This is a genomic window from Ureibacillus terrenus, from assembly GCF_006569205.1.
GTDB lineage: Bacteria > Bacillota > Bacilli > Bacillales_A > Planococcaceae > Ureibacillus > Ureibacillus terrenus.
On sequence record NZ_VIGD01000022.1, the window covers coordinates 1 to 26,565 of the forward strand.

At 38.6% G+C, this 26,565-nt stretch carries 22 protein-coding genes and 1 pseudogene; 5 read left to right on the top strand and 18 right to left on the bottom strand.

What is annotated here, in order from left to right:
- Nucleotides 1–178: 178 nt before the first annotated feature.
- Together FKZ59_RS12850 and FKZ59_RS12855 are read right to left on the bottom strand one after the other, a co-directional pair.
- A complete protein-coding gene (locus tag FKZ59_RS12850; protein WP_141603158.1) occupies nt 179–637 on the bottom strand; it encodes a hypothetical protein in 459 nt (152 codons plus the stop codon).
- A 166-nt stretch (nt 638–803) separates the two neighbouring features.
- The gene (locus tag FKZ59_RS12855) at nt 804–998 is read right to left on the bottom strand and encodes an ATP-binding protein (protein WP_408057512.1); all 195 of its coding nucleotides are present in this window, start codon (nt 996–998) and stop codon (nt 804–806) included.
- Nucleotides 999–1,075: 77 nt separating this feature from the next.
- On the opposite strand from FKZ59_RS12855, the pseudogene FKZ59_RS12860 reads away from it, so the two are divergent.
- A pseudogene (locus FKZ59_RS12860) lies at nt 1,076–1,476 on the top strand (transposase); the annotation flags it as partial.
- A 1,274-nt stretch (nt 1,477–2,750) separates the two neighbouring features.
- On the opposite strand, the gene tnpB reads toward FKZ59_RS12860, so the two are convergent.
- The 16 genes from tnpB to FKZ59_RS12940 all read right to left on the bottom strand — a co-directional run bounded on the left by tnpB (nt 2,751) and on the right by FKZ59_RS12940 (nt 23,155).
- On the bottom strand, nt 2,751–2,990 hold the full coding sequence (gene tnpB, locus FKZ59_RS15215; protein ID WP_141603159.1) for an IS66 family insertion sequence element accessory protein TnpB: 240 nt from the start codon (nt 2,988–2,990) through the stop codon (nt 2,751–2,753).
- 284 nt (nt 2,991–3,274) lie between these two features.
- The gene (locus FKZ59_RS12870) at nt 3,275–4,723 is read right to left on the bottom strand and encodes a serine/threonine-protein kinase (protein ID WP_141603160.1); all 1,449 of its coding nucleotides are present in this window, start codon (nt 4,721–4,723) and stop codon (nt 3,275–3,277) included.
- A gap of 5 nt (nt 4,724–4,728) precedes the next feature.
- On the bottom strand, nt 4,729–5,334 hold the full coding sequence (locus tag FKZ59_RS12875) for a hypothetical protein (protein WP_141603161.1): 606 nt from the start codon (nt 5,332–5,334) through the stop codon (nt 4,729–4,731).
- Nucleotides 5,327–7,015, bottom strand: a complete 1,689-nt coding sequence (locus FKZ59_RS12880) for a helicase HerA domain-containing protein (protein ID WP_141603162.1) — start codon at nt 7,013–7,015, stop codon at nt 5,327–5,329. Before FKZ59_RS12880 ends, FKZ59_RS12875 begins: the two co-directional genes overlap by 8 nt.
- Nucleotides 7,015–8,178, bottom strand: a complete 1,164-nt coding sequence (locus FKZ59_RS12885) for a hypothetical protein (RefSeq protein ID WP_141603163.1) — start codon at nt 8,176–8,178, stop codon at nt 7,015–7,017. Before FKZ59_RS12885 ends, FKZ59_RS12880 begins: the two co-directional genes overlap by 1 nt.
- The gene (locus tag FKZ59_RS12890) at nt 8,165–8,974 is read right to left on the bottom strand and encodes a hypothetical protein (RefSeq protein ID WP_141603164.1); all 810 of its coding nucleotides are present in this window, start codon (nt 8,972–8,974) and stop codon (nt 8,165–8,167) included. The genes FKZ59_RS12885 and FKZ59_RS12890 overlap by 14 nt, the downstream gene beginning before the upstream one ends.
- 2 nt (nt 8,975–8,976) lie before the next feature.
- Entirely contained in the window at nt 8,977–13,029 is a 4,053-nt protein-coding gene (locus FKZ59_RS12895) for a hypothetical protein (RefSeq protein WP_141603165.1), read from the bottom strand.
- Between the two features lie 13 nt (nt 13,030–13,042).
- Entirely contained in the window at nt 13,043–14,122 is a 1,080-nt protein-coding gene (locus tag FKZ59_RS12900) for a hypothetical protein (protein WP_141603166.1), read from the bottom strand.
- Nucleotides 14,119–15,204: a hypothetical protein gene (locus tag FKZ59_RS12905; RefSeq protein ID WP_141603167.1), complete on the bottom strand. Its 1,086-nt coding sequence runs from the start codon at nt 15,202–15,204 to the stop codon at nt 14,119–14,121. The genes FKZ59_RS12900 and FKZ59_RS12905 overlap by 4 nt, the downstream gene beginning before the upstream one ends.
- Nucleotides 15,205–15,237: 33 nt before the next feature.
- On the bottom strand, nt 15,238–16,671 hold the full coding sequence (locus tag FKZ59_RS12910) for a restriction endonuclease subunit S (RefSeq protein WP_141603168.1): 1,434 nt from the start codon (nt 16,669–16,671) through the stop codon (nt 15,238–15,240).
- Nucleotides 16,672–16,756: 85 nt separating this feature from the next.
- Nucleotides 16,757–18,634: an HsdM family class I SAM-dependent methyltransferase gene (locus FKZ59_RS12915; RefSeq protein WP_220125040.1), complete on the bottom strand. Its 1,878-nt coding sequence runs from the start codon at nt 18,632–18,634 to the stop codon at nt 16,757–16,759.
- A 13-nt stretch (nt 18,635–18,647) separates the two neighbouring features.
- Nucleotides 18,648–19,007 (bottom strand): hypothetical protein, encoded by a 360-nt coding sequence (locus FKZ59_RS12920; RefSeq protein WP_141603169.1) that lies wholly within the window; start codon nt 19,005–19,007, stop codon nt 18,648–18,650.
- A complete protein-coding gene (locus FKZ59_RS12925; RefSeq protein WP_141603170.1) occupies nt 19,008–19,595 on the bottom strand; it encodes a hypothetical protein in 588 nt (195 codons plus the stop codon).
- Nucleotides 19,596–19,611: 16 nt separating this feature from the next.
- A complete protein-coding gene (locus tag FKZ59_RS12930) occupies nt 19,612–20,883 on the bottom strand; it encodes a restriction endonuclease subunit S domain-containing protein (protein ID WP_141603171.1) in 1,272 nt (423 codons plus the stop codon).
- Nucleotides 20,884–21,315: 432 nt separating this feature from the next.
- Entirely contained in the window at nt 21,316–22,284 is a 969-nt protein-coding gene (locus FKZ59_RS12935) for an asparaginase (protein ID WP_141603172.1), read from the bottom strand.
- A 184-nt stretch (nt 22,285–22,468) separates the two neighbouring features.
- Nucleotides 22,469–23,155, bottom strand: coding sequence for a phosphoribosylaminoimidazolesuccinocarboxamide synthase (locus tag FKZ59_RS12940; RefSeq protein ID WP_141603173.1), 687 nt, complete (start codon nt 23,153–23,155; stop codon nt 22,469–22,471).
- A gap of 219 nt (nt 23,156–23,374) precedes the next feature.
- Between FKZ59_RS12940 and FKZ59_RS12945 the strand changes: the two genes are divergently transcribed.
- From FKZ59_RS12945 to FKZ59_RS12955, 4 genes are all read left to right on the top strand, one after another.
- Nucleotides 23,375–23,701 (top strand): hypothetical protein, encoded by a 327-nt coding sequence (locus FKZ59_RS12945; protein WP_141603174.1) that lies wholly within the window; start codon nt 23,375–23,377, stop codon nt 23,699–23,701.
- A 251-nt stretch (nt 23,702–23,952) separates the two neighbouring features.
- Nucleotides 23,953–24,108, top strand: coding sequence for a hypothetical protein (locus tag FKZ59_RS14795; protein WP_181733297.1), 156 nt, complete (start codon nt 23,953–23,955; stop codon nt 24,106–24,108).
- 230 nt (nt 24,109–24,338) lie between these two features.
- On the top strand, nt 24,339–25,355 hold the full coding sequence (gene adhP / locus FKZ59_RS12950; RefSeq protein ID WP_141603175.1) for an alcohol dehydrogenase AdhP: 1,017 nt from the start codon (nt 24,339–24,341) through the stop codon (nt 25,353–25,355).
- A 202-nt stretch (nt 25,356–25,557) separates the two neighbouring features.
- The gene (locus FKZ59_RS12955) at nt 25,558–26,544 is read left to right on the top strand and encodes a LysR family transcriptional regulator (protein ID WP_141603176.1); all 987 of its coding nucleotides are present in this window, start codon (nt 25,558–25,560) and stop codon (nt 26,542–26,544) included.
- Nucleotides 26,545–26,565 lie beyond the last annotated feature (21 nt).

The following is a 26,565-nucleotide window of genomic DNA, read 5'->3' on the forward strand; positions in this document are numbered from 1 at the left end:
TTTAGACTAACATCAAATTTTCATAATGTGTTAAAATACTTTCATAAGGGGATTTGATTTGGGATGATTATACCAACATGCCATCAGTGGCAAGTACTAAGTTAAACCTCTCTTTTTTTAATTTTATTTCATTGATAGTAATCTTTTTATTAACAAATCTTGAGAGTTTTAAATTATTTTATTTAGATGTAGAAAACGGAATTTTATGAATCCAACGATAAAGTATATCTAAGATAAACTTTCCTAAAGGTATTGTAATAGGTAGAAGTAGTGTACCCAGCAAAAGCATAAAAGGCACAACCTCTTCGACATTCACTGTTTCTAAGCTACCTAATACTAAAATATATCCGATCAATAATCCAACAGAATTTGCAATTATACTAATAATGAATACTGAAATAGCTGAAACTTTCCATCTATGTCTGTTAGATAATGTAGATTTATTTGAAAAATAGAAACCAACGTATCCAAAGGTAGGGATGATAGCAATTAAATAAGCTATATAAGTCCATCGACTACCAAATACATTGTAAAGACCGCCATATAAACCACTCAATCCATTAATACAAATGAAAGGAACTACAAAAGCTGTAATCACTCCAACTATAATACCTTTAATTATACTGATAAATATCAATTTTTATCTTCCTCCCGTAATTGAAAAATAGAACATTAAAAAATGTAGTATTTATCAATCTATATAAATCAATTATCAGTTTTATTATTGTAGGTATTTAAAGGTGTATTTTGCAATAGAAAAGTGCAGAGAAATGCAATTAAAAATGCAGAGGTTTGCCACCCATTTAATTCCTTTTCGACAATGCGTGGGACAGTCTATAGCTCTCGCCATGAAAAGAGATGATATGGGCGTGATGAATTAGCCTGTCCACTAACGCTGCTGTTAATCGAGAATCTGTAAAGATTCGGTTCCATTGAGGGAATCCATCGTGCTTTCCAGTGATACGGACACTACCTACACGAGTTATTTTTAGTGTCACATCGTAATCAATTGCAGGAGCAAGTGGTACTAATGGATTTGCTACACTACATTTACATTTTAGGTATAAACAATCGTGATGAAATGGTGGTGATTGGAACCACGCAAAATCGTTCTGAAAACGTGTTCCGTCTCATCAAATTGTTGGATGCAAAAGGAAATGAACTTCATTTACTGACGAATCGTTTTGATATGGATGCAGATGAAATTGCAGAAACCTACCAATCACGCTGGGCAATCGAACTTTTTTCAAATGGATGAAACAACACTTGAATATCAAGAAGTTCTACGGCCACAGTGAACAAGCCGTACACAACCAAGTATACGTATCGATGATTGTATACTGTTTAAATGTGTTAGCTCAGTTGAACACGAATAGTGACCGAAGTACGTTACAAATAAGTCGATATTTGAAAGCAGCTTTATGGAAATCTGCACACATTTGGTTACGGAAAATCGAAGGGAAGAGCGTTCCTTAAAGGTTGATTTGTCGTTGTTGCACTCGTCTTAAGTTATAGGTAAAAAATGGATGTTTACTACCTTTATTTAGGTGCTTTTGTTTTTCGCTAATATTCCAGAAAAATAAAATCTGAAATTTCAAAACTTATTTATGCGACGCTAGTGAAATAATATAATAAATTATTGAAGATTCGTTAATAGTACTTGCAAAATCTCTATTAGTAGTTATAGTTTTAGTTATATTTTTGATTCAAAATTTCCATCCAGTCTTTTTGGAGTAAAATAATCCAGTATTACATTGTTTAATCTTACATTTTGGTTTCATTTTGAAAAATTTGTTGGTTCTTTCCTTCTTTTTCAAACATGATGACAGATAAGAATTGATGCAAGACAAGTACCTATTTGTTTCTAAGGTTCGCGTTGCAGTCGAAAGCATACGAAAAGAACGAAAACAGTAGGAGTCTACTACACCATCTTTTCGAATTTCAAGACGATAGATGATTTCGTGTATTTGGAAACGGAAATCCACACTTTCAGAAGAGGAAATTCAACTCCTCGAACAATCCTTTAAGCAGTACCCATCACAAAGCTCTTTCTACCCAACCGTTCAAACATTTAGAAAGGCAATTGTTGAACGTAACTATCTTGCGTTTTTAAAATGGTTGAAGGAACAATTGTCTTCTAAAAACAATTATTTATTTAATTGTTCACTGCGACTTCGAAGTGAGCTACAGGGATTATGCTGGCATTCCATACTTCCTAAAGCAATGGAGTGGTAGAAGGTCTATTCATCGGTTGAAGCTAATGAAACGATGATGTATGGTCAAGCAAAATTAGATTTACTAGAAAAGCGTGTATTATATCGCTTATAAGTTTGTTATTTAAAAAAATTTAAACAAAAATGGGAATCTACACAATATATGCTTTCACCAAACTTAAGAACCATTTTTATTTTGCTATAAACAGGTTAACTGATCATTATGTTCTTTCATATAGTCTTAACTGTTCTTCAAGAAGTTAAGTTACTTTTTCAGTCTGCAGGATGTGTTGCCCACACGATTCACCAAATTTCCGTATAAATTTCACGTTAAATATTATGAATGGATAGTCAGAAAACACCTTTTTTGATTTTGAAATGGCTTTGAGCTGTAATATCGAGAGCCCTCCAGTAACCATCTAAGTTCCTTTTGAGTTAGCTTTCAATCCTCATTTTCGTTTCTAGGCCATTGGAGCTTTCCATAAATCAATACTCTTGTAAAGCTTGTCGGCGACAGCCCAATCAAAATACGAACATTTACAGCGTATTCCTCCGTCCGCAAAATAAGAAATTGGCTTCACTGTATTGTTCAAGTTTGAAAGAGTCTTGAATGAACGTTGCCAACCCATCAAACCCTTTTATCATATATGAATAACCACTGATAATATGGATGATCATGAAACATGGAAATTTAATCCCTTGATGATTGTTTGAATGATATGGAGTTTTACACCGGGATAAAAAGAAATTTTCAAATTTGCGACTTAAATGATCCATACGGGTCTGTGAGGAGTGGATTCGTTGGAGTTGAACAGGAATAAGAATCCAATTTGATGGGTTCGATATTCAATTTTTCAATCGACAAATACAAACACCTTCTCTGTAATCAGCAACTCTATCTTACAGAAAGGTGCGACCTATTTATATACGTCGTTTGATCTCAAGCTTACAATTTATTTACGGTAAAAGCGTATGCGACAGCCCAAATGAGGGGCATCAAAATGACTTTTCAGGCGTATTCATTAATTGGTTAAGTTTACTTACTCTTTAATATCATTGAATTACAAATAATACTCATAAAGAGCCAACTTCTGTTTTACGTACTCATCATCTGGCCTTAGTTTTAAGGCATATTTGAAATAGCCTCTTGCCCGTTCGTAATCCCTTTTTTGGTCGTACGCTTGACCAAGTTTTTTCACAACAGCCCAAATTCCTGGAGTCTCTTGATTGATTTGTTCCAGAATTTGAATGCTTTTTTCTTCCTTTCCACACACTCCATAACATAACGCTAATTTATAACGATAATCTAAATTTCCTGGTTCTTTTAGATTCAATTCTTCATATAAACGCAGCGCTTCCTCGTACTTTTTCATTGCTAAGAAAATTCTTGCTTTTAGATTTTTTACGGCTGTAGAAAAACTTTCTTGGCGTGTGTCCTCAATTGCTACTCCTTCAATATTTTCAATTTGCCGTAACGCCTCAAATAATCGGTCTGTTTTATAATATACATATGCCAGTTGTAATAAGATTTCTGGCATTGTATTTCCATTTGTAATTTCCGTCGTTAAAATTTTTTCGGCTAATGTAAATTTTTTTAGTTTACAATTCAACATTGCTAATTCTAACGGATCTCGTTTGCTTGCTAATGTTGCACGAGGAATAAACTTTTCAACTTGCTGCTCTTTTAAATGTTCGTCTACCGCTTTTTTAAATTCAGTGCGGAAATCGGTAACCGACTGATATCGTATTTCCGGATTTCTCTCTAACGCCTTCATGATTACCTTTTCCATCGAAGGTGTAATACTATCGTTTAATTCTCTTGGTTTTGGAAAAGGGACATTATGAATCACGTTAAAATATGTGTCATGCGGAGTTTTTCCTGTTAACAATTGATATAACAAAACCCCTAAAGAATAAATGTCAGAATTTAAATATCGCGTCTGCGAATGGAGAACTTCAGGAGCGATATAAGCAAATGTTCCTGCACCATCAATTGTTTTTACAAAAATATCTTCAATCAATCGACTCGTTCCAAAGTCCGTTAATTTTACAGTAGTTTCATTTATTAAAATATTGTCAGGTTTGATATCTCCATGCGCTATGCGTAGAGAGTGCATAAATTCAACACCATTTAGTACTTGATCAAAAATATCAAACATTTTTTGAAATGTGCGTGGATGGCTAATTCCCTCTTCACTTAACTCTTGTGAGAGCGGCTTCCCATCAAACAGTTCCATCTCAATGACAAAATAACCGTCTACTCTGCCCATCCAATAAATATTGATAATATTTTCATGGGAAACGCCAATAAAACGCTCTCCTTCCACTAATGCTGCGTCGCCACGTTCTTGGCTTTTCGGGATTTTTAACGCTACGATTTCTTCATCTTCACAGCGAAGGGCTTTCCATACATAACCGTATGACCCTTCGCCTATCATTTCTTGCAAAATATATTTATCCCCGATATTCATATCCTTTTTTGGTTGAATAGAATAACGCTTACGGACCATGATTGTTACCTCACTTGAATCCATTCATTTATGGTGAGATTTTCCTTCGTTCCACTTGCTACTGCTTGAAAAACGAGGTAATCGGTAACAAACGAATTAATCCCTGGAATAAAGCGGCCGTTCGGTAACGTGAACCCTTCATCAAAAATGCTAATGTATTTATCGATATTTTTCGGAATAGCCCCGCTGTAAGACCAGTAGACAAAAAGAATCAATGGTAAATCGCTACCAAGTTGATGATATGCTAATAATAAATTTTCAATCTTCTCTCTTAGTTTATCATGCTTACCCTTTGAATTTTCAAATCGTTCAAACTCTGAAACGAGAATTGGCTTTACGTCTTGTTGGCGATACCATACAGAATCCGGTCGAACTTCTCGAGTAATGCTATGACCATATTGTTGGTTAATTGGATAAACAGGGCATTCAGATAAAGCTGTTACTCCTTGAATATGTCTACCGATTTCCGTAATATAATTCAGTCCTGCTGAATGAACGGTTTCCGAATAATCACGAATCCCATGAACGGAAAGCATAGGAAAAAGTGAATCGCGAATTTTTCCATTCTTAAACTCTTCAATAATCATTTCCTTTAATTGCTCTTTATCCACCGAATACGCCCCATTCTTTGACAACTTCCGGCGATTGACCACCATGAACTAACGCTTTTGTTCCAACTTTCACTAATAATGGAGCTGGAATCGAACGCCCCGTAATTAATGCTTCCCCTGTAGATAATGATGGAAGTTCGTCAATATCTGCTTTCGTTAACATATCGGATGTTTTCGTAATGAAACGCTGATCATCCGGATTTTTTAGACGCATAGTAATAATCGTGTTGCATTGCGATGTAACATCTGCATCCAATTTAGAAGGACGTTGTGAAACAATGGCAAAACCTACCCCGAATTTACGACCTTCTGCGGCAATTTTTTTAATAATTTTTTTCGAAATCGTTGGTGTGCCTGCTGGAGCGTAGTTATGACCTTCTTCATATACAAGGAAGCAAGGACGAATCGGACGTTGTTTATCTGCCGCTGCACGCATAATTTCACTGGATACAAGCGCCGTGACAATTTGCTTTGCATCGTCTGACAATCCTTGCAAATCAATAATGATTAATCGACCATATTTTTCGTTCATTTCACCAATTAATTTATAAATATCCGTCGGTTCACCAATCGCTTTTGTGTAAAAGCTTCGCGCTTCGTTAATGACGCGATTCAGCTTCATCGAAGCGACCGCTGCACTTCTGCCGCTTAAAGCTCTTGCTTCTGCTTCCGTTATTTCATCCCACCCCCGCAATTCTTCTAAATCACCTGAAAGCAACTCACGTAAATCTTTAATATCGCGAGGCGGATGTGGATATTTATATTTCCAATAACGAATCGCTACATCGAGTACCCGTTGCTGCGGTTCGGTTAAGCCAGGCAAAATCTCTTCGAAATCGTCCATTTCAAAACGGTCAAATTGCAACGCGAGGTGCTTATTTTTTCCAGCGTATTTGTAATCAAACTCTTCCATTTGCGGCGTATATACATGAATACCGCCTCCTGCCGCTTGTAAAGCGCGAAAACGTTCTTGAATAAATAAAATGCTTTCCCGATCTTTTTCATCTTCAATATGATCAAGGTTCGTATTGAAATGAATATCCCCTTTTTCAAATGCCTTTCCATACTCACCGTGCGTATCAAATACAACAACGGTTCCATTCATCTGCGCCACTAGTCGTTCGATGATACGACCGACCGTATAAGACTTTCCTGAACCAGTCATCGCTAAAACCGCTAAATGTTCTGTCACTAATTTATTGACATCCAAGTAAACAGGAACAATATTTTCCCCACGTTCATAACCGATTAAGTTGCCAATCGCAATGCTTTTATTTTCATCAAATTGATAAAACTTAGAAAGAAATTCATAATCAACACCATATACTTTACTTCCCGGATCTAACGGGCGACGCGGAATGCGAATTTGTCCTGTGGCTGGTTCCTTGTAACCGACAAGTTCAATGGAAGCAAATAATGTCTCTCCAGTCATTTGTGTTCCGGGTAATAATTCGATCGAATTCAATCCTTCTCCAAGATCGCTGTTATATAAAATATTACTGCGGGAAATAGAGGTAATCCGCCCAAGAACATATGTCGGCTGTTCATCTGGACGTTCTTGATGTAAAATTTTCACAAACTCGCCACGGCGTGCGGAAAAGCTATCTTGAAGCACCATTTTTAAATCATTCGGATTTCCTGTATTCCCAATCAGTTTACCGATATATTTTTCTTGACTCATTATTCATCCTCCCCGAAAAAGTCTACTTCCTCGGTCCAAACATTTTCTACTTCTTCCTTTTTAATCATTTCGCGTGCCTGTGTTTTAAAATAATGAATAATAGCACCACTTCGAATTGGTTTTAGTGCGTACTCGGCATACCAAAGCGGCAACGGGAGTGCCTTTGGTTGATCGAGCGTATAAAGCGAAACGAGATAGGATGTAAGCTCATCTAAACTTTGAGAATCCCATTCTTGAGCGTTTCCCATTATCTCTACTAATAAAGGTTGTGTATGCATCCCTGCCCGGAAATGAAAATTGATAATCCCTAGATTTCTCATTTCTTTAGGTTCCAACTGATTGGTTTGGACTAATAAATCGTATTGATAGGCAGCCGTGCGCGTTCTTCGAGTTAAAACACCATGCAACAGTTTTTTTACGCCAACCTTTTTAATTTTGTATAACGATTCATTGTTTTGCTCGATATCGTTAAAACTCACTTCATCTACAATATACATCTCTTTATTTTTATTTTCAGAAAAGAGACCGTAGAAGATAGAACCGAAACGTTTCGTACTCACTGAAACAAGCCGAATACCGTTTCGATTAAAAGGAAAAATAAAATGTTGATATGTCTCCCAAAAATTTTTGATTCTTTCTACACAGTTTTGATAGTCAATATATAATTGGCCATGTGTATCCATTGGCGCGTCAGCCCGTTCTAACATTAACGGAGTGTCGACAATCACCAGTTCCGGCTTATGGGCTTCTAACAACATCTCTTCTAACAAATCGTAAACTTGCATGATATGAATAAATTTTAATTTATGGTTAATATCAATATCATCCGCTTCATCAATGTCAACGAGGCTGTCTTGAAATGTTTCGTACACAGAGCCTTCCTCTATGTATAAATCTTGACGAACAGCACCAGCGCTATATAAAATACCGCCAAATGCCGGTATTGTTTTGCTTGCTGTTGCAATCCCCGATACCCGAATCGTTAGTGGCGATTTTTTTTCAACGGGACGAATGACACCACTGTTGCGAAGTTTCGGAGCAATATGATCAATAAAACGCATTTTCGCGCTTAATTTCGTCACCGTACTTGGCAACCCTAACTGGATTTTCGCTACTAAACTATTGGCAATCGCGGTATCCCGTTTCGTTTTACCATTCTCCATCGTCGTTCCTCCGCTTTATGATTTCTCTTACAAATGCACGATAACCATTTTCCATAATATACTGTTGCCCTTTCTCAGTGATGGTTCCGTCTGAATGAATATAATGTAAATTTTCGAGCTCAGCAAAAGCACTTTTCACATCATTTTCGCGTACTTCTAAATAGAAAAACTTTTGAATTAATGGAACGAGCTGTTTTCGTTCTATGACGTCGGCTGCTGAGAGAAGAAGTAAATAGTGATGAACGGGCTTAAACATCACTTGTTTTTCTTCGCTCATTTCATCTTTTGTATCTCTTTCATTGATGTGCATTAACGATTGAAATAGACGTTGACATATTTCACGTTGCTCAAGCAACCGGTAATCAAGAAGCGGCAATGTCGTGATTGTAATGCAGCCGCTGCTTGTGTCGTAATAAAAGTCAACGGCAACCGTTTGTTTTGTCGGTAATTGGATTTCTGGAGTTAAGTTAGTCACGATTTCTTCACGAACCGGAACTCCTTCATACATGCATTCATTCATTTCTTTAATGGAAAACGAGTGATTCAGTTGCAATAATGATGAAATATCCAAATTAAGATATGGTGGGAAAACCATTAGTTGGTTTCCCCACTCTTTTGTCCATTGAATAAGGCACGAACGATCGCTTTCTGACATTTTTAAAAGAATGATAGCTGGAATCACACAAATACCTGACCGTAACTCTCCGACATCTTTCTCTTCCACATCAAACCATTCGCGCAACATTTTATACTCTGTCCGTCTTGCGAATGGTTTTAAAATTTGCAAACTCGACATTATTAGAGAACCTCCACTTTTGTCCGAATCAATCCGATTTGCTCAAGCTCTTCTTTTTCTTTTTGGTAATTAGTCCAGTCTAACTCTCCTTTGCGGTCAACCACTTCTTTATAAAACTCAAATTGCACAAATTTGGCATGTTCCGCAAAAAACTGATGGGCATATGTTTCTAATTGTTTCATTTCCATCTGTACTTTATCTATTGTTTCTTTATAAGTTGCTTCTTGAATCGGTGCACTTAAGTCTGCTTGATATAGCGGTTGATGCTGCAGACGGAACAGGCGGTTCACCGCATCAATTAATAACTCATCGAAATATTGATTTCGCTTTTTCTTTGTCGTATTTTCCACTTTTGTTACTTGGGCAATTAAATCCGTCATATCGTTTTTTCGTTCTTGCAACAACTTTTCCGTTTCATCAATAAGTGTCATCGCATTTTCTTTCTTTGCGGTACAAATATCGTCAACTGCTTCTTCGAAACCAGATTCTAAAAATACGGTTAACTTGTCAAATAGTGTAGAAAGCTCAATAATCCCTACCTCACGTTTCACATCGGCATCACTATTTTCATAATAAGCAATCCATTTCTCGACTTTCGGATTCGATTCTACAAAAAGGTCTACCATTTGCACAAATTTATCTTTCAAATCGTAATAACGGCCAACGATACCGCTTCTTTCTTTCCAATCCACCTTTGTATGGTCCACTTTTTTTAGGCCTATTTGCGAAATAATGATGTTCAAACGGTCGATCGCTTCTTTATAATTCCCTAACGATAAATGATGCGCAAGTGTTTCTTTATTGGATACCATTGTTCGCAGCTGTGAAGATTTCACATGGTTCATCGCATTTTCAATTTCGTTTTTATATAATTCAAGTACATACGTAAACGGTGAAATTGGTATATAGTAACCTTTATACTCGTTTGTGCTTTTCATTTCCTCTACTTTTTCTTGTATTTTTGCGAGAATATCCTTTTGAATCGTTGATACATACTCATGGAACTGTTGCACAAGCTTCAGCTTTTGCCAAATTGGCATATCGTTCCGGTCAAAGGTGAGGTTCGCAAAGTTACGCTCGTTTGGTTGAAGCGTATTCCATTTTTCTTCATCAAAGATGAAATTACATTCATCATGAAATTGTTGCAAATAACTTAATTGCTCTTTCCAAATAGCGAGATGGTTGTTTGTATGAACTTGCAATAGTTTTAAATCGATGTTACGTAAAGCTTCGTCAATTTTCTCTAAGTCTCCGTGGCGCTTATATCGCTTCAATAGCTCAATGCGGGCTTGGTCAAACGTTTCTTTAAACTCGTCGACGAGTTTATCATATTCTTTCTCATACCACTGTTTAATTTTATCCCGCTTTGCTTCTAACGTATGTGACGTGACATTTTCAACATGAGCATTGTTGTCGATTCGTACGACTTTTAGCGCTTGCAAGAACGTCATCCATTGTTCAACGATTTTTGGCGGTTTAATGGCATCCACAGAGCTAAAGAAAAACGCATCTTCAATCTCTTTATATGTTACACGACGATGGCCAATAAACGACATTAAAGAGGCAAACGTACTTGGAATTTGCACTTCATATTGGTCATTTTCGTGATTTTGAATAAATAAGCCTGTATCGCGATAACCGTCCTTATCTAATTTAGCCGGAACTTTCGTCGCTTTTAAAGCATGTTGAAAGTGAGTAAAATCTTCGCTGTCTATAAATTTTACGCCTTGCTTTGCCCCTAGTTCGGCAATTGTTGCATCGTGAATAATCATTTTCGCATATCCTTCCGCTAATACCGGAAGATAGTCTTCTTCTGATTTTGTAAAAACAATCGGGCGCAATATATATCCTTCTTTATCGATTCGTTCAAACCAAGTTCGTGCGATTCTTGTAATTTCATCTGTAATCGCACGAATTTTTGTGCGGAATGGCTGCGCTAATTGATGGGCTGACTTGCGGATATCCATCATCTCCCGCTCAACCGATAACGCTTCTAATACTTTCTTCTGCAAATTCGTCACTTGGAAAAAGAGCAAGCAACGGCCGAGCCGCTCATACTTTCGTTTTATATCATCGATTTCTGTTTCCGCATCAGCGGTCGGTGCTAAAATGATAATCGGGTGATTTCCGCTATCTAGTAATTTGCTGTCAACAAGATCGTGCAAGGAAGCTAGTTTGCTAGCCCAAATAATGTCGACAATTTTTTTCGGATGAACTCCTAAATATAGATGATTCGTTACTTTTATACGGAGCCCACATTTATTTCCTTTTACTTGAATTGTTTGCACGTCTGGATAGTCTTGCTCAATGGCTCTTGCAAAACCAAGAAGAAGACGTTGAATTTCTCCGTCTTTATCATATTGTTTCGCCAATTCGTTTAAATGTTGTTGAAGCTGTTGATCTTTTTCTTCATTTAATAAATAGTTCGCAATACCTGTTTTGACGGCATAGCGACGATTTAACCGCTCAAGGAACGCAAAGTTTGGACCGATATATGTTTCGAATTGCTCTGTTTTCATTCGTTGCTCAAGATACGTATATAAAAGCTCCGCTGCTTCAACGACTTCGTCTTTCGGATAAAGCATGCGCACTTGCGCTAATAACGTTTCCCGTTCTTTTCCGACAATAAAAGAACCTTTAGGTGCATTAATTGAGAACGTTTCAAGACTGCGCAAGAGGACATCTAAACTAAATGATTCACCAGTCGTTTCATTCACGAATAAATGATCAGATTCAGCTTTATATTTGTTTTGCACAAGATAAAAACCTAAATCATTTTTCGCAAGCGGCAAAGCGACAAACTCTTTAAATAATGGTATGCCTTCAATATGTTTCGCTGATAATAAAATTTGTTGTTCTTCCTCACTATAATAATCTTTCGGATATGGCAGCTGCCGTAATAATGCTTTTTTCACAAACGGAATATGCACTGGCTTTGTATCAATGTAATCTAGCTGGGAATGGTCGATTAAACTTTCTTTAAAACGCGGCACTGAATAAGCTAAGTCTTGTAAAATTTCACCTGTTTCCTTGTCTGGATGCTGCTCAAGATATTGATCACAATGAGCCATAATTACATTTAGCCAACCAAAGTTTCCCGCAGCAATCGTGTAAGCTGCTTCAACAAGACCAGCAGGATATTCACGCAATTTCCCACTTTGTTGTAACGATGCGATATAATCGCTAATATCTGCATAGGAGTTTTGACTGATTTCTAATTTATCTAAACGACGAGCAAGCGCCTCGAGCGCTTTAATTTGATCGCCAATTGCCGGAGAACAAAGCAGCAAGAAAGAGACATTTGGATGGCGAGTGCGGCTATCTTCATGTTTAATCGCTGATGTGATCACTTTAATCGCATCACCGTCTAGTTTCTTTTTCCGCTCTTCACTTTGTTCTTGAATCCCATCCATAAATAATTCGTATTCGGATTCCACTTCATCGACAATAACCATCAAATGCTCAATACCAAACTGTTTTAGGTAAGCTAAACCATTTTGGACAAGTTGGTCAAGCCGATCAATATGTTGTAGCAAATCATTTGCTTCATGTTGTCCAAACTCAATTGCCTCTGCCAATTTTGCCGGTGAAAAACCAAGCGGAAGAAAATGATCTTGAATATGTTTCACAATCGACCCTTGAATCGTGCGGGCAGGTTGTTGTTCCGCTAATTTTGCTAGCGCTACATACGCCCCATAACCGACCCAGTTTTCCCCATAAAGAAGATCCTCATGCATTTGTTCATAGCGAATATAAATAGGTAAAATGCCGTCAGCGAAATCTGGCTTTAATAACCGGACTTTTTGCAGTTGACCTGATTGGTCACGAATCGTCCATCCTTTATCAATTCCAAGCGCTTCGCTCACTAATTCATAAGCAATACGCGATTTACCAATTCCCCATTTAGCAATCAATGTAAAAACTCGCGCCATTGGTGCTGACTTTAAATCTTGTAAATACTCTTTAAACGCATCATAAAATTCACGCTGACCGACCATTGGCTGTTGAACCGGAAATGTGGAAACCCCATCTTTTAACCAGACAGATTTGCTCATCTTTTCAACCCCTTTATCGTTGAAATTCAAGTTTTAATAATTGGTATTCTCGTTTACCTAAATAACCCCTTCCATGTCTCGGCTGGCCTGATTCATAATCAGCAATATAAAACAAACCTTCACGAATACCTTTTGTCATATAATAATCGACAAAGCGCGCAAGCCCTTGTTCCCATGTTGGATAAAAACGCTCCATCAGCTTACGAAGTAACGGTTCAATCGCAACAAAACCGCGATCATCCCGCTCTTCGTCCACTTTTTTCTTTAACCATTCGATTTCTGATATACTCTGAACGTTCGTAAATGAAAATAAAAAATGTGAATCGATATGCTCCAACATCTTTTCTTTATTTAAAATGATGATTCCGACATCAGCTTCGATAAACCAATCTAAATAAGCAAATAATTGCATCGGTGCGCGCATAAACGAAGAAATATTTGTTTTTGCCGGCTCTTTACCGCTTGAGCCAACAAACATCCAATCTTCATCTAATTCAATTTCTTCTTGAGCAAGAATGTCACGCCAATCTTTCCCTAATGCTTCATTTTTAAAAGCATGAAGAAGAAAGTTCATATCATTAAGATCTGGATTGCTTGAAAACGGATGATACAGAGCATCGGCAAATCGCAATGTCCACTTGCTTAGCTGTTCGAGCGAGTGACCGTTTGTTTCAAATAAACCATCATTCAACAATAAATGCATGATGACTCGTGTTCTTGGCGAATATCGCAATAGTTGTTTTGCAAGCAACAATTCCCATCCGTGTTGTTGTTCGTACGCAGCTACAAGTTCATTTGCTTCCTCTGTACGAATCAAATATCCATCGTCTGCTCTTGTTAGGAAATGGACACCTTTAATTTCAAAATTCCGCGAAAGTTTTGCGTACTCATAACCATGTAGTCCAAATAATTCTTTGGAACGGTCTAGCTTTTTATCTTTTTCTTCCACATCTTTTCCTAAATATAATTTTGCGATTTCCTTGATTGAGCGCGCTTCGGTTTTTTCGGGAATGCGCGATAACAACTCACACCATCTCTCAAAATTTCCCGGCTCAATCCAAAATCGCTCAATCGATAGTTTGATTTGCTTCATCCTCTGTCCCTCAATTCATCAATCCACTGTTCGATCCGCTGGCGGAGCTGTTTGCTTCCTGCCACCAGCGAAATAAACAAACTTGTATTGTATAACTCATCTTCAATATGGCTCGGAATGCGATATTCTTCATCGACAATCGTTAAAAAACCGCGATCATGCAAATGATGGAATATTGTTTCTAAACGAGCGATTTCGTTTGGGAATAGTTGATAGTTGCTCACTTTACAAAACTCTAAAACGAAATCATTAATCGTTCCGTAACGATATTCTTGTTTTTTTGACGACATTAAAATAACGTCAACTTCGTCGTTCACCGCATGAAACCGAACGGTCGTCATCCCTTGCGCCTCCGTCTGCTCGCGAACAACGCAACAAAGGAAAATAAATAAGTTCCAAGGGTGCGTGAAAATATGTTTGAATAACGGATTCTTTAATGAGATATTTGGCTCATGCGGGGCTAATACAGCAAGCGGTGTATCCTTTAACGGCGATAACTGCAAGTTAGCAGCTATTTTTCGCCCTTTCACCCATTGTTCATCAATTTTTTTGCCGAGCAGTTCGTCTTGTTCAACCGCTTCTTGTTGATACTGTTGGATATGGGTTAAATAGTAAATAATACGCTGATAATACGGTGCCCCGTTAAAAATCAAATGATTGCGCTCACGGAAAAGAGGCTCAACTTCCTTTACATGTTGCTCTAAAGATTCTGTTTCGTACCGCTCACTATGTTTTAACTCATCTAATATTTTTACGATTTCTCCTGCAAACTTTGGCATTTTGTGAACGAAATCAACAATTCCGTCCAAATCCTCTGCCTCACACATTTTTAATACGGTTAACAACGACGTTTTTAATAAATATTGTTGATACGCCTCATCAAAGCAAAGCAATGTATGAAGAAAATCAGTTTGATTCGGAAACCGCTTCACAAACGCAATCCAATTGTTCGTGATCACTGCCTTTTTCTCACGCACATATAAAAGACCTTTTCTAACAAACGGCTCAAGCTCATCGACATAAGCTGTTTCACCATAGTGATACAGCTTCTCTAAATGACTATGTAACCTTTTCAACTCCAACGCACTCACCTCCTAGAAAAGAAGGAGTGTCTCTTACGCTCCTTCGGAAATTTTTGATTCATCAAATTTGCCTTCGATGAGATTTTCGACGTCTTGTTTGGCTTCCGAGATAAATTTTTTTGATTGAATTTCAAACTTGATTGCTTTTGAAATTTTTTCATGAATCTCATCTTGAATTTCTTGTGCAATTATCGGAATTACAAAATTAGATAATTGCTCATTAAACAAATACTGTTGCCTAATTCCATAAGAGTGCTTTTGAACTTCTAAAGAACCTACAAGAGAATTTAATACACATGTTAAATACCCTGGTTTGCATTTCTCATTCGTTCTTAAAACCGCAACATGTGCCCCACTTAGTAATGGAAGCATTTCATCAACTACTAGACAAGCTTCTCCCAGAGGTGGTCCTGCCGTTGTATAAACAACATCGTCTACACGAATTGCTTGGTGTTCATTAGCCTTATAATAATCTTGTGAAACTTGAATTTTTGCGTTTTCTATCTCAATTCTATATGGATCAATATCTGAAACAATAAGTGATGGGATTCCTTTTTCAACCCTATCATTTTCATCTGGTGAATTATTTCTAATGATTTTAAATAAAACTTGACTCATTTTAAGTAAAGGAATTCCTAAAGTCTTTAAATGTTCTTGGAAACTCAAATACTCTTTATTATAAAATTGAACATTTAAATATGGTTCTAAAAGATCCGCGTTAACAACCCATGATTTTGTGACTTCATATTTAAATTCATCTAATTTAAGTACTAGACTGAGAAGCGATTCAGCTTCTTCCTTCAACCGCTTCGATTCTTCCCGTAACTCTTCCGCTTTTCGGACTTTGTTGCCGATGTAGTTTTGAATTTTTATAGAAGGTATCAATAATAAAATATCTCTAATGTTTTTATTTGTTAAGGACGGTTGAACTCCACCGTAAGCAAGTCGATACATTTGATTAATACAATATTGTGTATTCATATAAGCAAGTATGTAATCAGCATCTACTACTTGCCTGTCAAAAGAAACTCTTGTCAAATTTTGCCCCATAGCAATTTTCGGTACGTTACTCGGCACTTTACAAAATCTACCTATAGTTCCTACACGCGTAATAATAATATCACCTGCCTCAGATTGTATTGCTGGTTGACTAAAATATATTTCTGGATCTACATCAATGATAGTATCCCAATCAATTTGATTATCTTGGATATTCTGAACTCGAAGTAGTGGTATTCCTTCACCTTTTCTCCTATAAGCAGACGAAGGTATACCTTGCCACCCAATAGGGGAATTCATACTTTTCATAATTTCCCCCAACTTTTTTTTTGTTAAAGGAGATTTTAATAACTTATTCTGTGTCTCTATAAACTGAACGTCATAGAACTTGCTATCAAGCCTTTCATCATCTATCTCGGTTTCAGTTGCCCATATTATAGATGGCTTTTTAGAAACTATTCTAAACATGGTTAGCCCCTTTCCTATTCAACATTATGTAACTCAAACATCGAAACTATAAAAACTTCGGAATCAATTAAAATATCCTACTGTACTAGAGGCCTTTCTTATACGCCTCAACAATTTTTAACAAATCGTTCCGGTCATTCCCTAACTGTACTTCTACTTTATTTTTCACATCAAACCCAATTTCTTCTGCAACCGCCATAAACACTGGTCCTTGTTTTTCATTTTCGTGTTCTTTCTTTTTAATATAGAGGAATGATGTTTTCGCACCTGTTCCAGATAATTGGAATGTTACTGTCGGTAATGAAACAACCGCTTTCACAATCGCGCGACCGCCTTCAAACTCACCTGTTACTTCATTTTTCTTACCCATTAAATATTCACGTACATGTTTATAGCTTGAGTTGCTTAAAATGCCGTCTGGAAGAACGATAATTAAATAACCGCCCGGTTTTAATAACTCTAAATTTCGGTCAATGAATAATACCGCTTGGTCTGTCGAATTGACTTGTTTCCAAACACCTTTGCTATTTGGCTTTGCTCCAAGACATAAACCATTTTTCATCGGTTTTCCGTCTTCGTCAATTCCGGATGTGTAACGTTCTAGAATGGCTCTACCTTCTTCTGTTTTGTTCGATACAGAACCGGAGCCAAACGGCGGGTTTGTGATAATCACATCAAATGATTCAGGTTGTAATGAATCGGTCATTAACGAGTCGCTTACCCAGAAAATCGGAGCTTTTGGCAATCCGTGCATCGCCATATTCAAACGTGCTTTTACAATCATGCTCCGTGTTTTATCGGCACCAACAAAGCTATGCTCTTTCATTTTCTCTAAATGTTCTTTTATTTTTTCTTTTTGAATCCCCGCAAATTCTCTCGTAAAGTATCTTTTTATTGCTTCATAGGCTTTAATTAAAAATCCTCCAGAGCCGCAAGTTGGGTCAAGTACACGGAAGGTTGGATTTCCGTTTTCATCCGTTTCTAGCAATTTAGCCGCTTCTTTTGGATTTGTTGTTAAATCGTGCATCACCATATCAACCATTGCTTCAGTTACTTGACGCGGTGTTAAATACGTCGCTTGACCGACTTTACTGTCATACTTGCCACGTAGTAACACATCGTATAGGCGCCCTAGAATATCAGCGGTCACATCTTTTAATGTCGCCTTTTTAACGACTCCGTTATCATCTTCGAACTCACCGAGCTCTTGGAATGTTTCAAACGCGGCAACATAGTTTGCTGGATTTTCCAACTTAATATACTCATCTTCGTTGAAAATATAGCACTTTTCACCTTTGTCGTTGATCGCTACATAGTCGTCATGATTTTTTATTTCTTTAAATGCCGCTTTGATTTGTTTTACCGCTTCTTTTCCATGCTGCTTTATGTACTCATACTTTAAAATGTCATATAATTTTAAACCAGCATTTTCTCCTTCTCTTAAAACGTAGTCAGGGTGATAAAGACGAAAAATTTCCATAAACAATAATTTACTTATTTCATCGATCGCCTCGTTCGTAGAGCTAATATTATCGGCACCAGCAGGCCCGTAAAGACGTTCGTGTAAATCATCAAACCGTTTTTGCAAAGTTGAATAAATATCTAACGACCAAAGTTCTTGCTTTGTTAATTTTTTCTTTTCTTTTTTTGTTACATCGACAACAGATGGAATTTCTGCAATAGGCGTAGATTCAATACAGTCGGCGTAATAGTTTACCTCTCCGTTCGTGGCCCAAATAAAGTCAGGAGCCGATTCATGATATTGCGCTTCAATGAGCGCCGATTGTTGCACAGCGTATGATAAATCAGCATCTTTTTCAAAAATTTTTACATAAACGACTTTCTCATCTCCTGTTGCTGTGAAAATTGTTGTTCCGTCTTCTTCATTTACAGTAGGTTCAGAGAACTGGCCATATCCTTTCATTGTTAATTGGTCTTGTACTTGTTGAATTGTCGTTTCCATATACTGTTTCCTCCTATTTTCGTTTGACACGAAGTAAATTTTCCCGCGGTGATTCGTATTTGCCGCTGCTAATGGCAACATCAATAATTTCACGTTGCGACACAATCATATCAGCAGGGAGCTGAGCGAAAACATCGGGATCAATTTTTGTTAGCGGGCGACCTTGCAACGCCCGCTCAATTGCCGCCAAAATGATTTGCTGACGTTCATCTTGTCTTACTGTCCAAAGCCCTGCTTCATTTTGAATGATACTTGGATCTAAGCGCACAAATAACTCCATTTGTTCCCGATTCCAATATAACTCATTTTCATGCGCAATCGTCACAAGCTGGTCAATCGTTTTTGGGGTTTTTAAATATTCATATAAAATCATTTAACCCCTCCTTCTTTCATTCACTATTTTTCTAGCAATTTTAAGAACTTGTTCAATAGGCGCAGTAATTCCATTATTATAACTTTCTTCATAAGTGAGTCCTTTTGATAAATCCCAAAATCCAATCGTTTCAATATTTGTTGGAAGCATAGAAGTTAATTCAAATGAGGTTACCAACGTTTTGAAAACCGGAATCCAATGAGAAACATCATTTAATTTACCATATTCAAGTAGAATGATTTTTTCCGCATTACGGTCGTAAAAGTACCCAAAATCAATATCTAGCTGTATGCGGCTATTAAGTAACTCTTTTGGAATGTGAATACTATTTCTGTGATAATCTAAATCAAAAACAGGTTGATCGTAATGGTCATTCATTAATTGATAAAGTCTTTTCAAAAAAGAAATTGTGAGTTGTCTAGGATATAATTGATGTTCATAATCTGTAATGCACGATTCATCTCTTAGGTCAAAAGCATCACAAATTTGTTTTTCCGCCTCTCTTATCGCAAGCGCATAATTCTTTTTTCCTTTCAAAGGATAATTAAAATAGTATTTATAAAAGCCGTATAATGATGGTAACCTCATTTCTATATCCCTCCGATTAATGAATGAATTTTTTCACCATATTTTCAATCAGATCGATCTTTTCAGGTGATTCAACCGGGAGGTAAATTCTTTTAAGATCATCGATACTTATCATCATTTGCCATTGTCCTCTTCGCTTAGCCCTTAACTGAAATCGTACTAAAGGATGGGACAAACACCACAACAAATATGCAGTCGAATATTTAAAATTACGTAAAACCACAAACGCACTAGATGCTAGTGCCCCTTCGTATTCTTTAGTTACAAAAGCCAAGGGCTGATTCTCTTCTCCGATATACGGTCCGACGATTCCAAGCAGGATGTCATTTTCTTTCAATACATATCGGGCGCGACTTTTCACTTTTTCGAATAATATGGTCTCTGCCGAAATAATCCGGTACGAATTTGTATCAATATTTTTGAAACCAATGTAACGAATTTCTTTATTGCTAAAATCCGTAGGGCTAACTGTATGGTTTACGATTTCGCAAATGTCTTTTAGTTGCAACCATCGTTCGGTTTTGATCTTATTTTTTAATTGTTCGAATGTTTTTGAAGTATGATAACGATAATAATCGACATCCAATCGCTCTGTTGTCAGTTGGTTTTTAAGCCAAAACTCTGTCGGCAGCGACGTGTCTATCTCATTGAACCCGAATTCATATAGGCTATGCAGTTTTTGTTTTAAAATGGCTTGTTCATTACGACTGTCTCCTTCAGGTTCTTCATCTATTACGACCGCTAAATCTTCTAACTGTTTCAGCGAAATTTTCGGCAATACAGATGGAACGGCCATTTTTTTCAACGAAAGTATCCCGATATTTGAAGAAAAAAACTTCATTAATACAGCTTGAGCTTGTTGATCTACGGGACGAATTTTTATAATATCAGGGCTAATAACCGCTCCATCATATGTCTCATCAACAAGAGCCATTTTAGGAAGTGAGACAATTTTCGAAATTAAAATATCCCCTTTCCTAACAACCGCTTTCTTCTCAATTCCATCTAAATCAAATAAATATTTCATCCCTTTTTGCACTAACCTATTATCCACAATATTTGATAAGCGGATATAAGGGACATTCGTTCTATAACCAACAAACTCTGTCGCGTTTCTTGTTCCATCCGTAATTTCTTCGCATAACATCCGTAAAGGAACGGTTTGTTTATTTTCTAATTTCTTTTTCAACTCCAATTCAATTTGATAAAAATACGGATCTAAACGTTCGGTTCGCAAGTCTTTTTCGCAAATAAATTTACGTATAAAACCACATCCTTTATTGTTCATTTCACTCTCTTTTGTATATGTGTTTCTTACAATTATAATTTACTAACAAATATATAAAACGTCAATATTTTTTGTTCATTTTTTTCTCTTTTATAAATAAAAATCCTTCGCTACTAATTGTAACGAAGGATTCGATTGTTTTTCTTTATCAATAGCCCACCGTTTTTCATCCGTAAGCTCGAAATTTGTGAGATAAATAAAAATGCGTACCCTTTTGGTACACTAGCTGTTGATGGATTGGTAAACTAGGGTGTTCCGACAATACTTTCACTAAGTATTGATAAAATCTCACTCAATTGGAATCTTTAATGATATAGAAGCCTTAAAACATTTTAATAAATTTCTGCAGAATAAAAGCAGAAGATATCAACAATAAATTACAGACTATTTAAAGTTTAGGGAATGCTAAACATCACAGCATTCCCTCCTTTGTTACTTAAATTTTTTCTCCAAATCCCCCACCCCTGCAGCCAACATCACCGCCAACTTCATGCGGGCTTTTTTGCTGTCGTAGTCGCGGCCGAGGATGGCGCCTTTCTTTTGCAAGTCGTAGGCAGTGCCTGGGGTGTCGTACACCACTTTGACGTTTCCTTCCGCCGTGCTTGTTGTCACCACCACGATGACGCCTTTTTCAATGGCATATTGCACTTGTTCTGCAACGGCCGGGTGGACTTGGCCTCGGCCGAACGCTTCAAGGACAATGCCTTTTGCTCCCGTCTCCACCGCATACTTAATCAAGCGGCCATCGGAGCCCAATGAACATTTGATGATTTCCACATAAGGCAATTCGGACTTCAGCTCATACGTTTCCTTTTTCACCGCTTTCCCGTAAAGGATGACTTCTTCCTCATCCACATACCCCAAATGGCCGAACCCCGGCGCGTTGAAGCCGTCCACGTTGGAGGCGTGATTTTTCTTCACATAGCGGGCAGGCAAAATCTTTTCGTTGAATAACACGACCGTGCCCAAATTTTTTGCCTCATCGCTTGCGGCCAGAATGATCGCTTGCCGCAAATTCGAGAAGGCATCCGTTCCGATGGTTGCCGGGCTCCGCTGGGCGCCCGTGACCACCACCGGCCGCGCATCCCCGATCGTCAAATCGAGGAAGTACGCCGTTTCCTCCAGCGTATCCGTTCCGTGGGTCACGACCACCCCCGCCACTTCTTGATTCTCAAACACCTTCTCAATTTTTTCTTTTAACTGAATTAAATGATCAAAGGTCATTTCATTGCTTGGCAAATGAAAAAGGGTTTCTACATTTAATTCAATATAAGTTGGCAATTCGCATTGTTTGGCCAATTCCTCCCCCGTCAACATGCCGGATGTGAGGAGGCCTGTTTCCGGATTCACGCCGCTTGCAATCGTGCCGCCCGTACTGATCAATACCACTTTCTTTTTCATTGCTGCACTCCTAAACTCTCAATTTATAAACGTTCATTTATCAACATAACCCATTGTTCCGGGAACTTCAACCGTCGCATGCCCCAAAAAAATCCCCCGTCGGCTTCCAAGGGGAAAATCATCAAAAGAGCGGATGGAGAAACGCTGCTTCTCTCCACCCGCTCTTTTTTGCCGGTCCGTTTTTTTACCCTTCCAAAATCAATTTTTCCAATTCCAACGGCTCGATGTATTTGCCGTCTTTGTAAGCGCGCATGTTGCCGCCGGAAATTTCGTCGATCAAAATGATTTCATTTGTTTCTTTGTCGCGGCCGAACTCGAATTTAATATCGTAAAGCTCGATGCCTTTTTTCGCCAACTCTTCTTTTACAATGCCGGCGATTTTTTGCGTCAATTCTTTCAATACTTTGTATTCATCTTTGGACAAAATGCCGAGCATATCCAACGCGTCTTCGCTGATCGGAGGGTCTTCGCGTTGATCGTCCTTGATTGTCACTTCCACGAAGGCATCAAGCGGCTGGCCTTCTTTCACGTACATGCCGTAACGGCGCAAGAAGCTTCCCACCGCGCGGAAGCGGCAGATCACTTCAAGACCGTTTCCGAATGTTTCGGCAGGTTTCACTTTCATTGTCTTTTTCTCGATATCGGCATCGATATAGTGGGTCGGAATGCCTTTTTCATTGAGCAATTCGAAGAAATATTTTGTCAATCTCAATCCCGCGCGTCCGGCGCCTTCGATTGTCAGCCCGACCGTATTGGCGCCCGGGTCGAACACACCGTCAACGCCCGTCACATCATCTTTGAATTCCAACAAATAGTTGCCGTCTTCCAATTCGTAAACGTTTTTCGTTTTCCCAGTGTAAATGTGCTTCATTTCAGATCTCCTTCTCTCATTAGCCTTACCATCGATTTGAACTGATGATGTTTATATAATAAATCAAAAAAAGTTTTCCATACAAGGGGGCCTGTTTTATTCATTACATTTTTGTCATATTCCTATACAGGGGGTTGTTTGTAAACGACATTCGCATGGTGAAAAAAGGAATATTTTGGTATAATGATTAGGAATTAACGATTGAGAAGGAAGAGAGGCATGGACAAAATACATATCACTTGGAAAAGGGCCTTTTCATATATGTCCGGGCTATTTGTTTTGGCCTTCGGGGTCAGTCTTTCCATCTTGGCGGACCTCGGTGTGTCCCCCGTTTCATCCCTGCCCTACGCCCTGTCTTTGAGCTCCGGCATGACGGTCGGCATCGCCACGGTGATCGCCGCCTATTTGCTTGGGAAAATTTTGGGCTGGTACATGAAGCGCTTCAAAGCCCGCCTGGAACTATGGCTTGCGGATGAGAATGATGATTTCAAAGACGGAGAAGATGAAAAGGAAAAAATCGCAATCGAAAAGGAAGCGAACGTGTAAGGAAAGGGGAATAGGAATCGGACATCTGTTTGGCAGGCGTGACGGATATGGGGACATGAAGAGGCTCTGAAACATATAATGTGACTTTCCCGATTCGAATCATTCCATTTTCTCCTACAAAAGAATTTTTTCCTTCTTTCATAGGGATTGTTTCATGAAACTTGAATCTTGCACAAATTACAAAAAATATATTGATTCATAATGAAACCATTTATACATTAATAATAAACAATCTGATACAGGAGGCCGTCATGGAAAACGAATATGTAGTCGGATGGGGCACATTGGCGCTCATTAATGCGGGTCTTGCGCAAGGCAAAAACCGCTCCGGGTTGAACTGGTTTTTGCTCTCGCTTTTTTTGGGGCCTTTGGCGACACTGTTGCTGTTATTTGTGGAAAAGAGATAATCTCATTGGGGGGAGAGCCGGACCATTTCCTGTGCTTTCCCCCTTTTTTCAAAATCATCATGATTATATTGCCCTTTTCCCCAATTTCCAAAACTGCTAAAAACCGCCTATTTTCTGTTTTCTGAATTTTATGTCATTTGACATATTGATTGAACTTATTTTTTAGTATTATCCTTTTTATAAACATGGAATCGCTTCCATGGACAACCATTTCAAAAGGGGGATGTTTGTTGAAAGCTGCAGTTGTATCAAAGGAAAAAACGGTAAGTATTGTGGACAAGCAATTGCGTCCGCTCAAGTATGGCGAGGCTTTGGTGGAAATGGAGTATTGCGGGGTTTGCCACACGGACTTGCACGTAAAAAACGGTGATTTCGGTGATGCCACCGGAATTACGTTGGGCCATGAAGGTGTCGGCAAAGTGATCGAAACGGGGGAAGGCGTCACAAACATCAAAGTCGGCGACCGGGTGGCCATTCCTTGGCTATACGAAAGCTGCGGACATTGCGAATACTGTACTACCGGCAGGGAAACATTATGCCGGGATGTAAAAAATGCCGGATATACTGTCGACGGCGCGATGGCGGAACAAGCGATCGTGGCCGCCAATTATGTAGTGAAAGTGCCTGACAACGTGGATCCTGCAGCTGCCACATCCATCACATGTGCCGGCGTGACGACCTACAAAGCCGTCAAAGTGTCAAAGGTTCGCCCCGGCCAATGGATTGGCGTATTCGGAATTGGCGGACTTGGAAATTTGGCCGTTCAATATGCGAAAAACGTATTTGGCGCAAAAGTCATTGCGTTTGATATAAACGATGATAAATTGGCATTTGCCAGGGAAGTGGGCGCGGATGCCACAGTGAATACATTAAATGAAAAACCAAAAGAAAAAGCCTTTGAAATCACTGGAGGAAAAGGACTGGATGCCGTTGTGATCACGGCTGTGGCAAAAACGGCATTCAATCAGGCGGTCGACGTGGTGAAAGCGGGTGCCCGTGTCGTTGCGGTCGGCTTGCCTGTCGATAAAATGGAACTGGATATTCCCCGCCTCGTATTGGATGGCATTGAGGTAGTCGGTTCCCTTGTCGGCACACGCCAAGATTTGAAAGAAGCCTTCCAGTTTGCGGCGGAAGGAAAAGTGGTGCCGAAAGTGACGCTGCGGAAACTTGAAGAAATCAACGATATTATGGAAGAAATGGAACAAGGGAAATTTACCGGACGCATGGTCATCGATTTTACAAAATAATGTTTGCCGAAGGAGCTGTCGATGGACATGCTCCTTTTATTAATATAATAAAATAATAATTCCATTCCTTTTCCAATCCCTCCCCCGCAACTTTTCCATCCGCTCCTTCCTCTTAAAAATCGCAATATTTTCTTTTCTAAAATAAACACGAAACAGAAAAAACCATGTATAATGATGAAAAAGGGGAACTGGAGAGATTTCGATGGAGCTTCGCCAATTGGAATATTTTATCGCGCTTGCAACCGAGCTGCATTTTACCCGCGCGGCCAAAAAATTGCATATCTCGCAGCCGACGCTGAGCCACCAAATCAAGGCGCTTGAAGAAGAAGTGGGCACCCAATTGTTCGACCGGATCGGCAAAAGGATCACCTTGACGGAAGCCGGAAAAATCCTGCATGAACAAAGCATGCATATTTTGCACCTCATCGAAAATACGAAACAGCAATTAAATGAACTGGAATTGTTCCAGCGGGGGACGTTGAAAATCGGCGCATTGCCCGGGGAACTGACCAGCCTTGTATCGAATGTCTTATTGACTTATGCCAAAGAATTTCCTTATGTACAAATTTCCGTGCAGAGTGCGGATGATGTCCTTTCCATGTTAAAGGAAAATCAAATTGAATTCGCATTATCCTATATCGATGACTCGAATCAAGCGATTGATGGTCAATTTTGCCAAATCCCGCTATACACGGATTCATTCGTTTTTGTCGCCGCAAAAGACCATCCCCTCTTGGAGAAAGATGAATTGACTTTGCGCGAGATTGCCTGTGAACCATTGATTTTATTCACGAAGCTTCAAACTTGCAGAAAGATTTTAAATCAAGCCGCAAAGCAGGAACAGATTTCGTTGAACCCCGTATTCGAAACTTCCGATATCCATACGATTTTTCATTTTGTAAAAGAAAAATTGGGATGCGCCATTGTGTCCGAATCCCTTTATCAATTCCACCGCCATGAAAACATCGATGCCCGTCCGATTGTCAACAGCCGGCTGAACCGGAAAATGGTGCTGATTTACCGGAAGGACAAATATTTGAGCAAAGCGGCAAAATCGTTTATCCCGATTCTCATCCAGCGTCTCGAGAAATTTGACATGCCTTTGCCCCCGGCAAGCAGAAAAAAGCTGATGCTATTGGCAAGTAAAGAATCCTGTCCGGATCCCCTCCAAAATGGAAAGACCACTTAAGCTCCCTTTTCGTCTTAAGTG

Excerpts from the sequence above, each read along its gene's own strand:
- FKZ59_RS14795 (WP_181733297.1), top strand. The coding sequence starts at position 23,953 with ATGGAAAACGAATATGTAGTCGGATGGGGCACATTGGCGCTCATTAAT.
- FKZ59_RS12945 (WP_141603174.1), top strand. The coding sequence starts at position 23,375 with ATGGACAAAATACATATCACTTGGAAAAGGGCCTTTTCATATATGTCC.
- FKZ59_RS12920 (WP_141603169.1), bottom strand. The coding sequence starts at position 19,007 with ATGATTTTATATGAATATTTAAAAACCCCAAAAACGATTGACCAGCTT.
- FKZ59_RS12955 (WP_141603176.1), top strand. The coding sequence starts at position 25,558 with ATGGAGCTTCGCCAATTGGAATATTTTATCGCGCTTGCAACCGAGCTG.
- FKZ59_RS12900 (WP_141603166.1), bottom strand. The coding sequence starts at position 14,122 with ATGAAGCAAATCAAACTATCGATTGAGCGATTTTGGATTGAGCCGGGA.
- FKZ59_RS12925 (WP_141603170.1), bottom strand. The coding sequence starts at position 19,595 with ATGAGGTTACCATCATTATACGGCTTTTATAAATACTATTTTAATTAT.
- FKZ59_RS12880 (WP_141603162.1), bottom strand. The coding sequence starts at position 7,015 with ATGAGTCAAGAAAAATATATCGGTAAACTGATTGGGAATACAGGAAAT.
- FKZ59_RS12910 (WP_141603168.1), bottom strand. The coding sequence starts at position 16,671 with ATGTTTAGAATAGTTTCTAAAAAGCCATCTATAATATGGGCAACTGAA.
- FKZ59_RS12915 (WP_220125040.1), bottom strand. The coding sequence starts at position 18,634 with ATGGAAACGACAATTCAACAAGTACAAGACCAATTAACAATGAAAGGA.
- FKZ59_RS12870 (WP_141603160.1), bottom strand. The coding sequence starts at position 4,723 with ATGGTCCGTAAGCGTTATTCTATTCAACCAAAAAAGGATATGAATATC.
- FKZ59_RS12940 (WP_141603173.1), bottom strand. The coding sequence starts at position 23,155 with ATGAAGCACATTTACACTGGGAAAACGAAAAACGTTTACGAATTGGAA.
- FKZ59_RS12895 (WP_141603165.1), bottom strand. The coding sequence starts at position 13,029 with ATGAGCAAATCTGTCTGGTTAAAAGATGGGGTTTCCACATTTCCGGTT.
- FKZ59_RS12935 (WP_141603172.1), bottom strand. The coding sequence starts at position 22,284 with ATGAAAAAGAAAGTGGTATTGATCAGTACGGGCGGCACGATTGCAAGC.
- FKZ59_RS12890 (WP_141603164.1), bottom strand. The coding sequence starts at position 8,974 with ATGTCGAGTTTGCAAATTTTAAAACCATTCGCAAGACGGACAGAGTAT.
- FKZ59_RS12930 (WP_141603171.1), bottom strand. The coding sequence starts at position 20,883 with ATGAACAATAAAGGATGTGGTTTTATACGTAAATTTATTTGCGAAAAA.
- tnpB (WP_141603159.1), bottom strand. The coding sequence starts at position 2,990 with ATGGATCATTTAAGTCGCAAATTTGAAAATTTCTTTTTATCCCGGTGT.
- FKZ59_RS12885 (WP_141603163.1), bottom strand. The coding sequence starts at position 8,178 with ATGGAGAATGGTAAAACGAAACGGGATACCGCGATTGCCAATAGTTTA.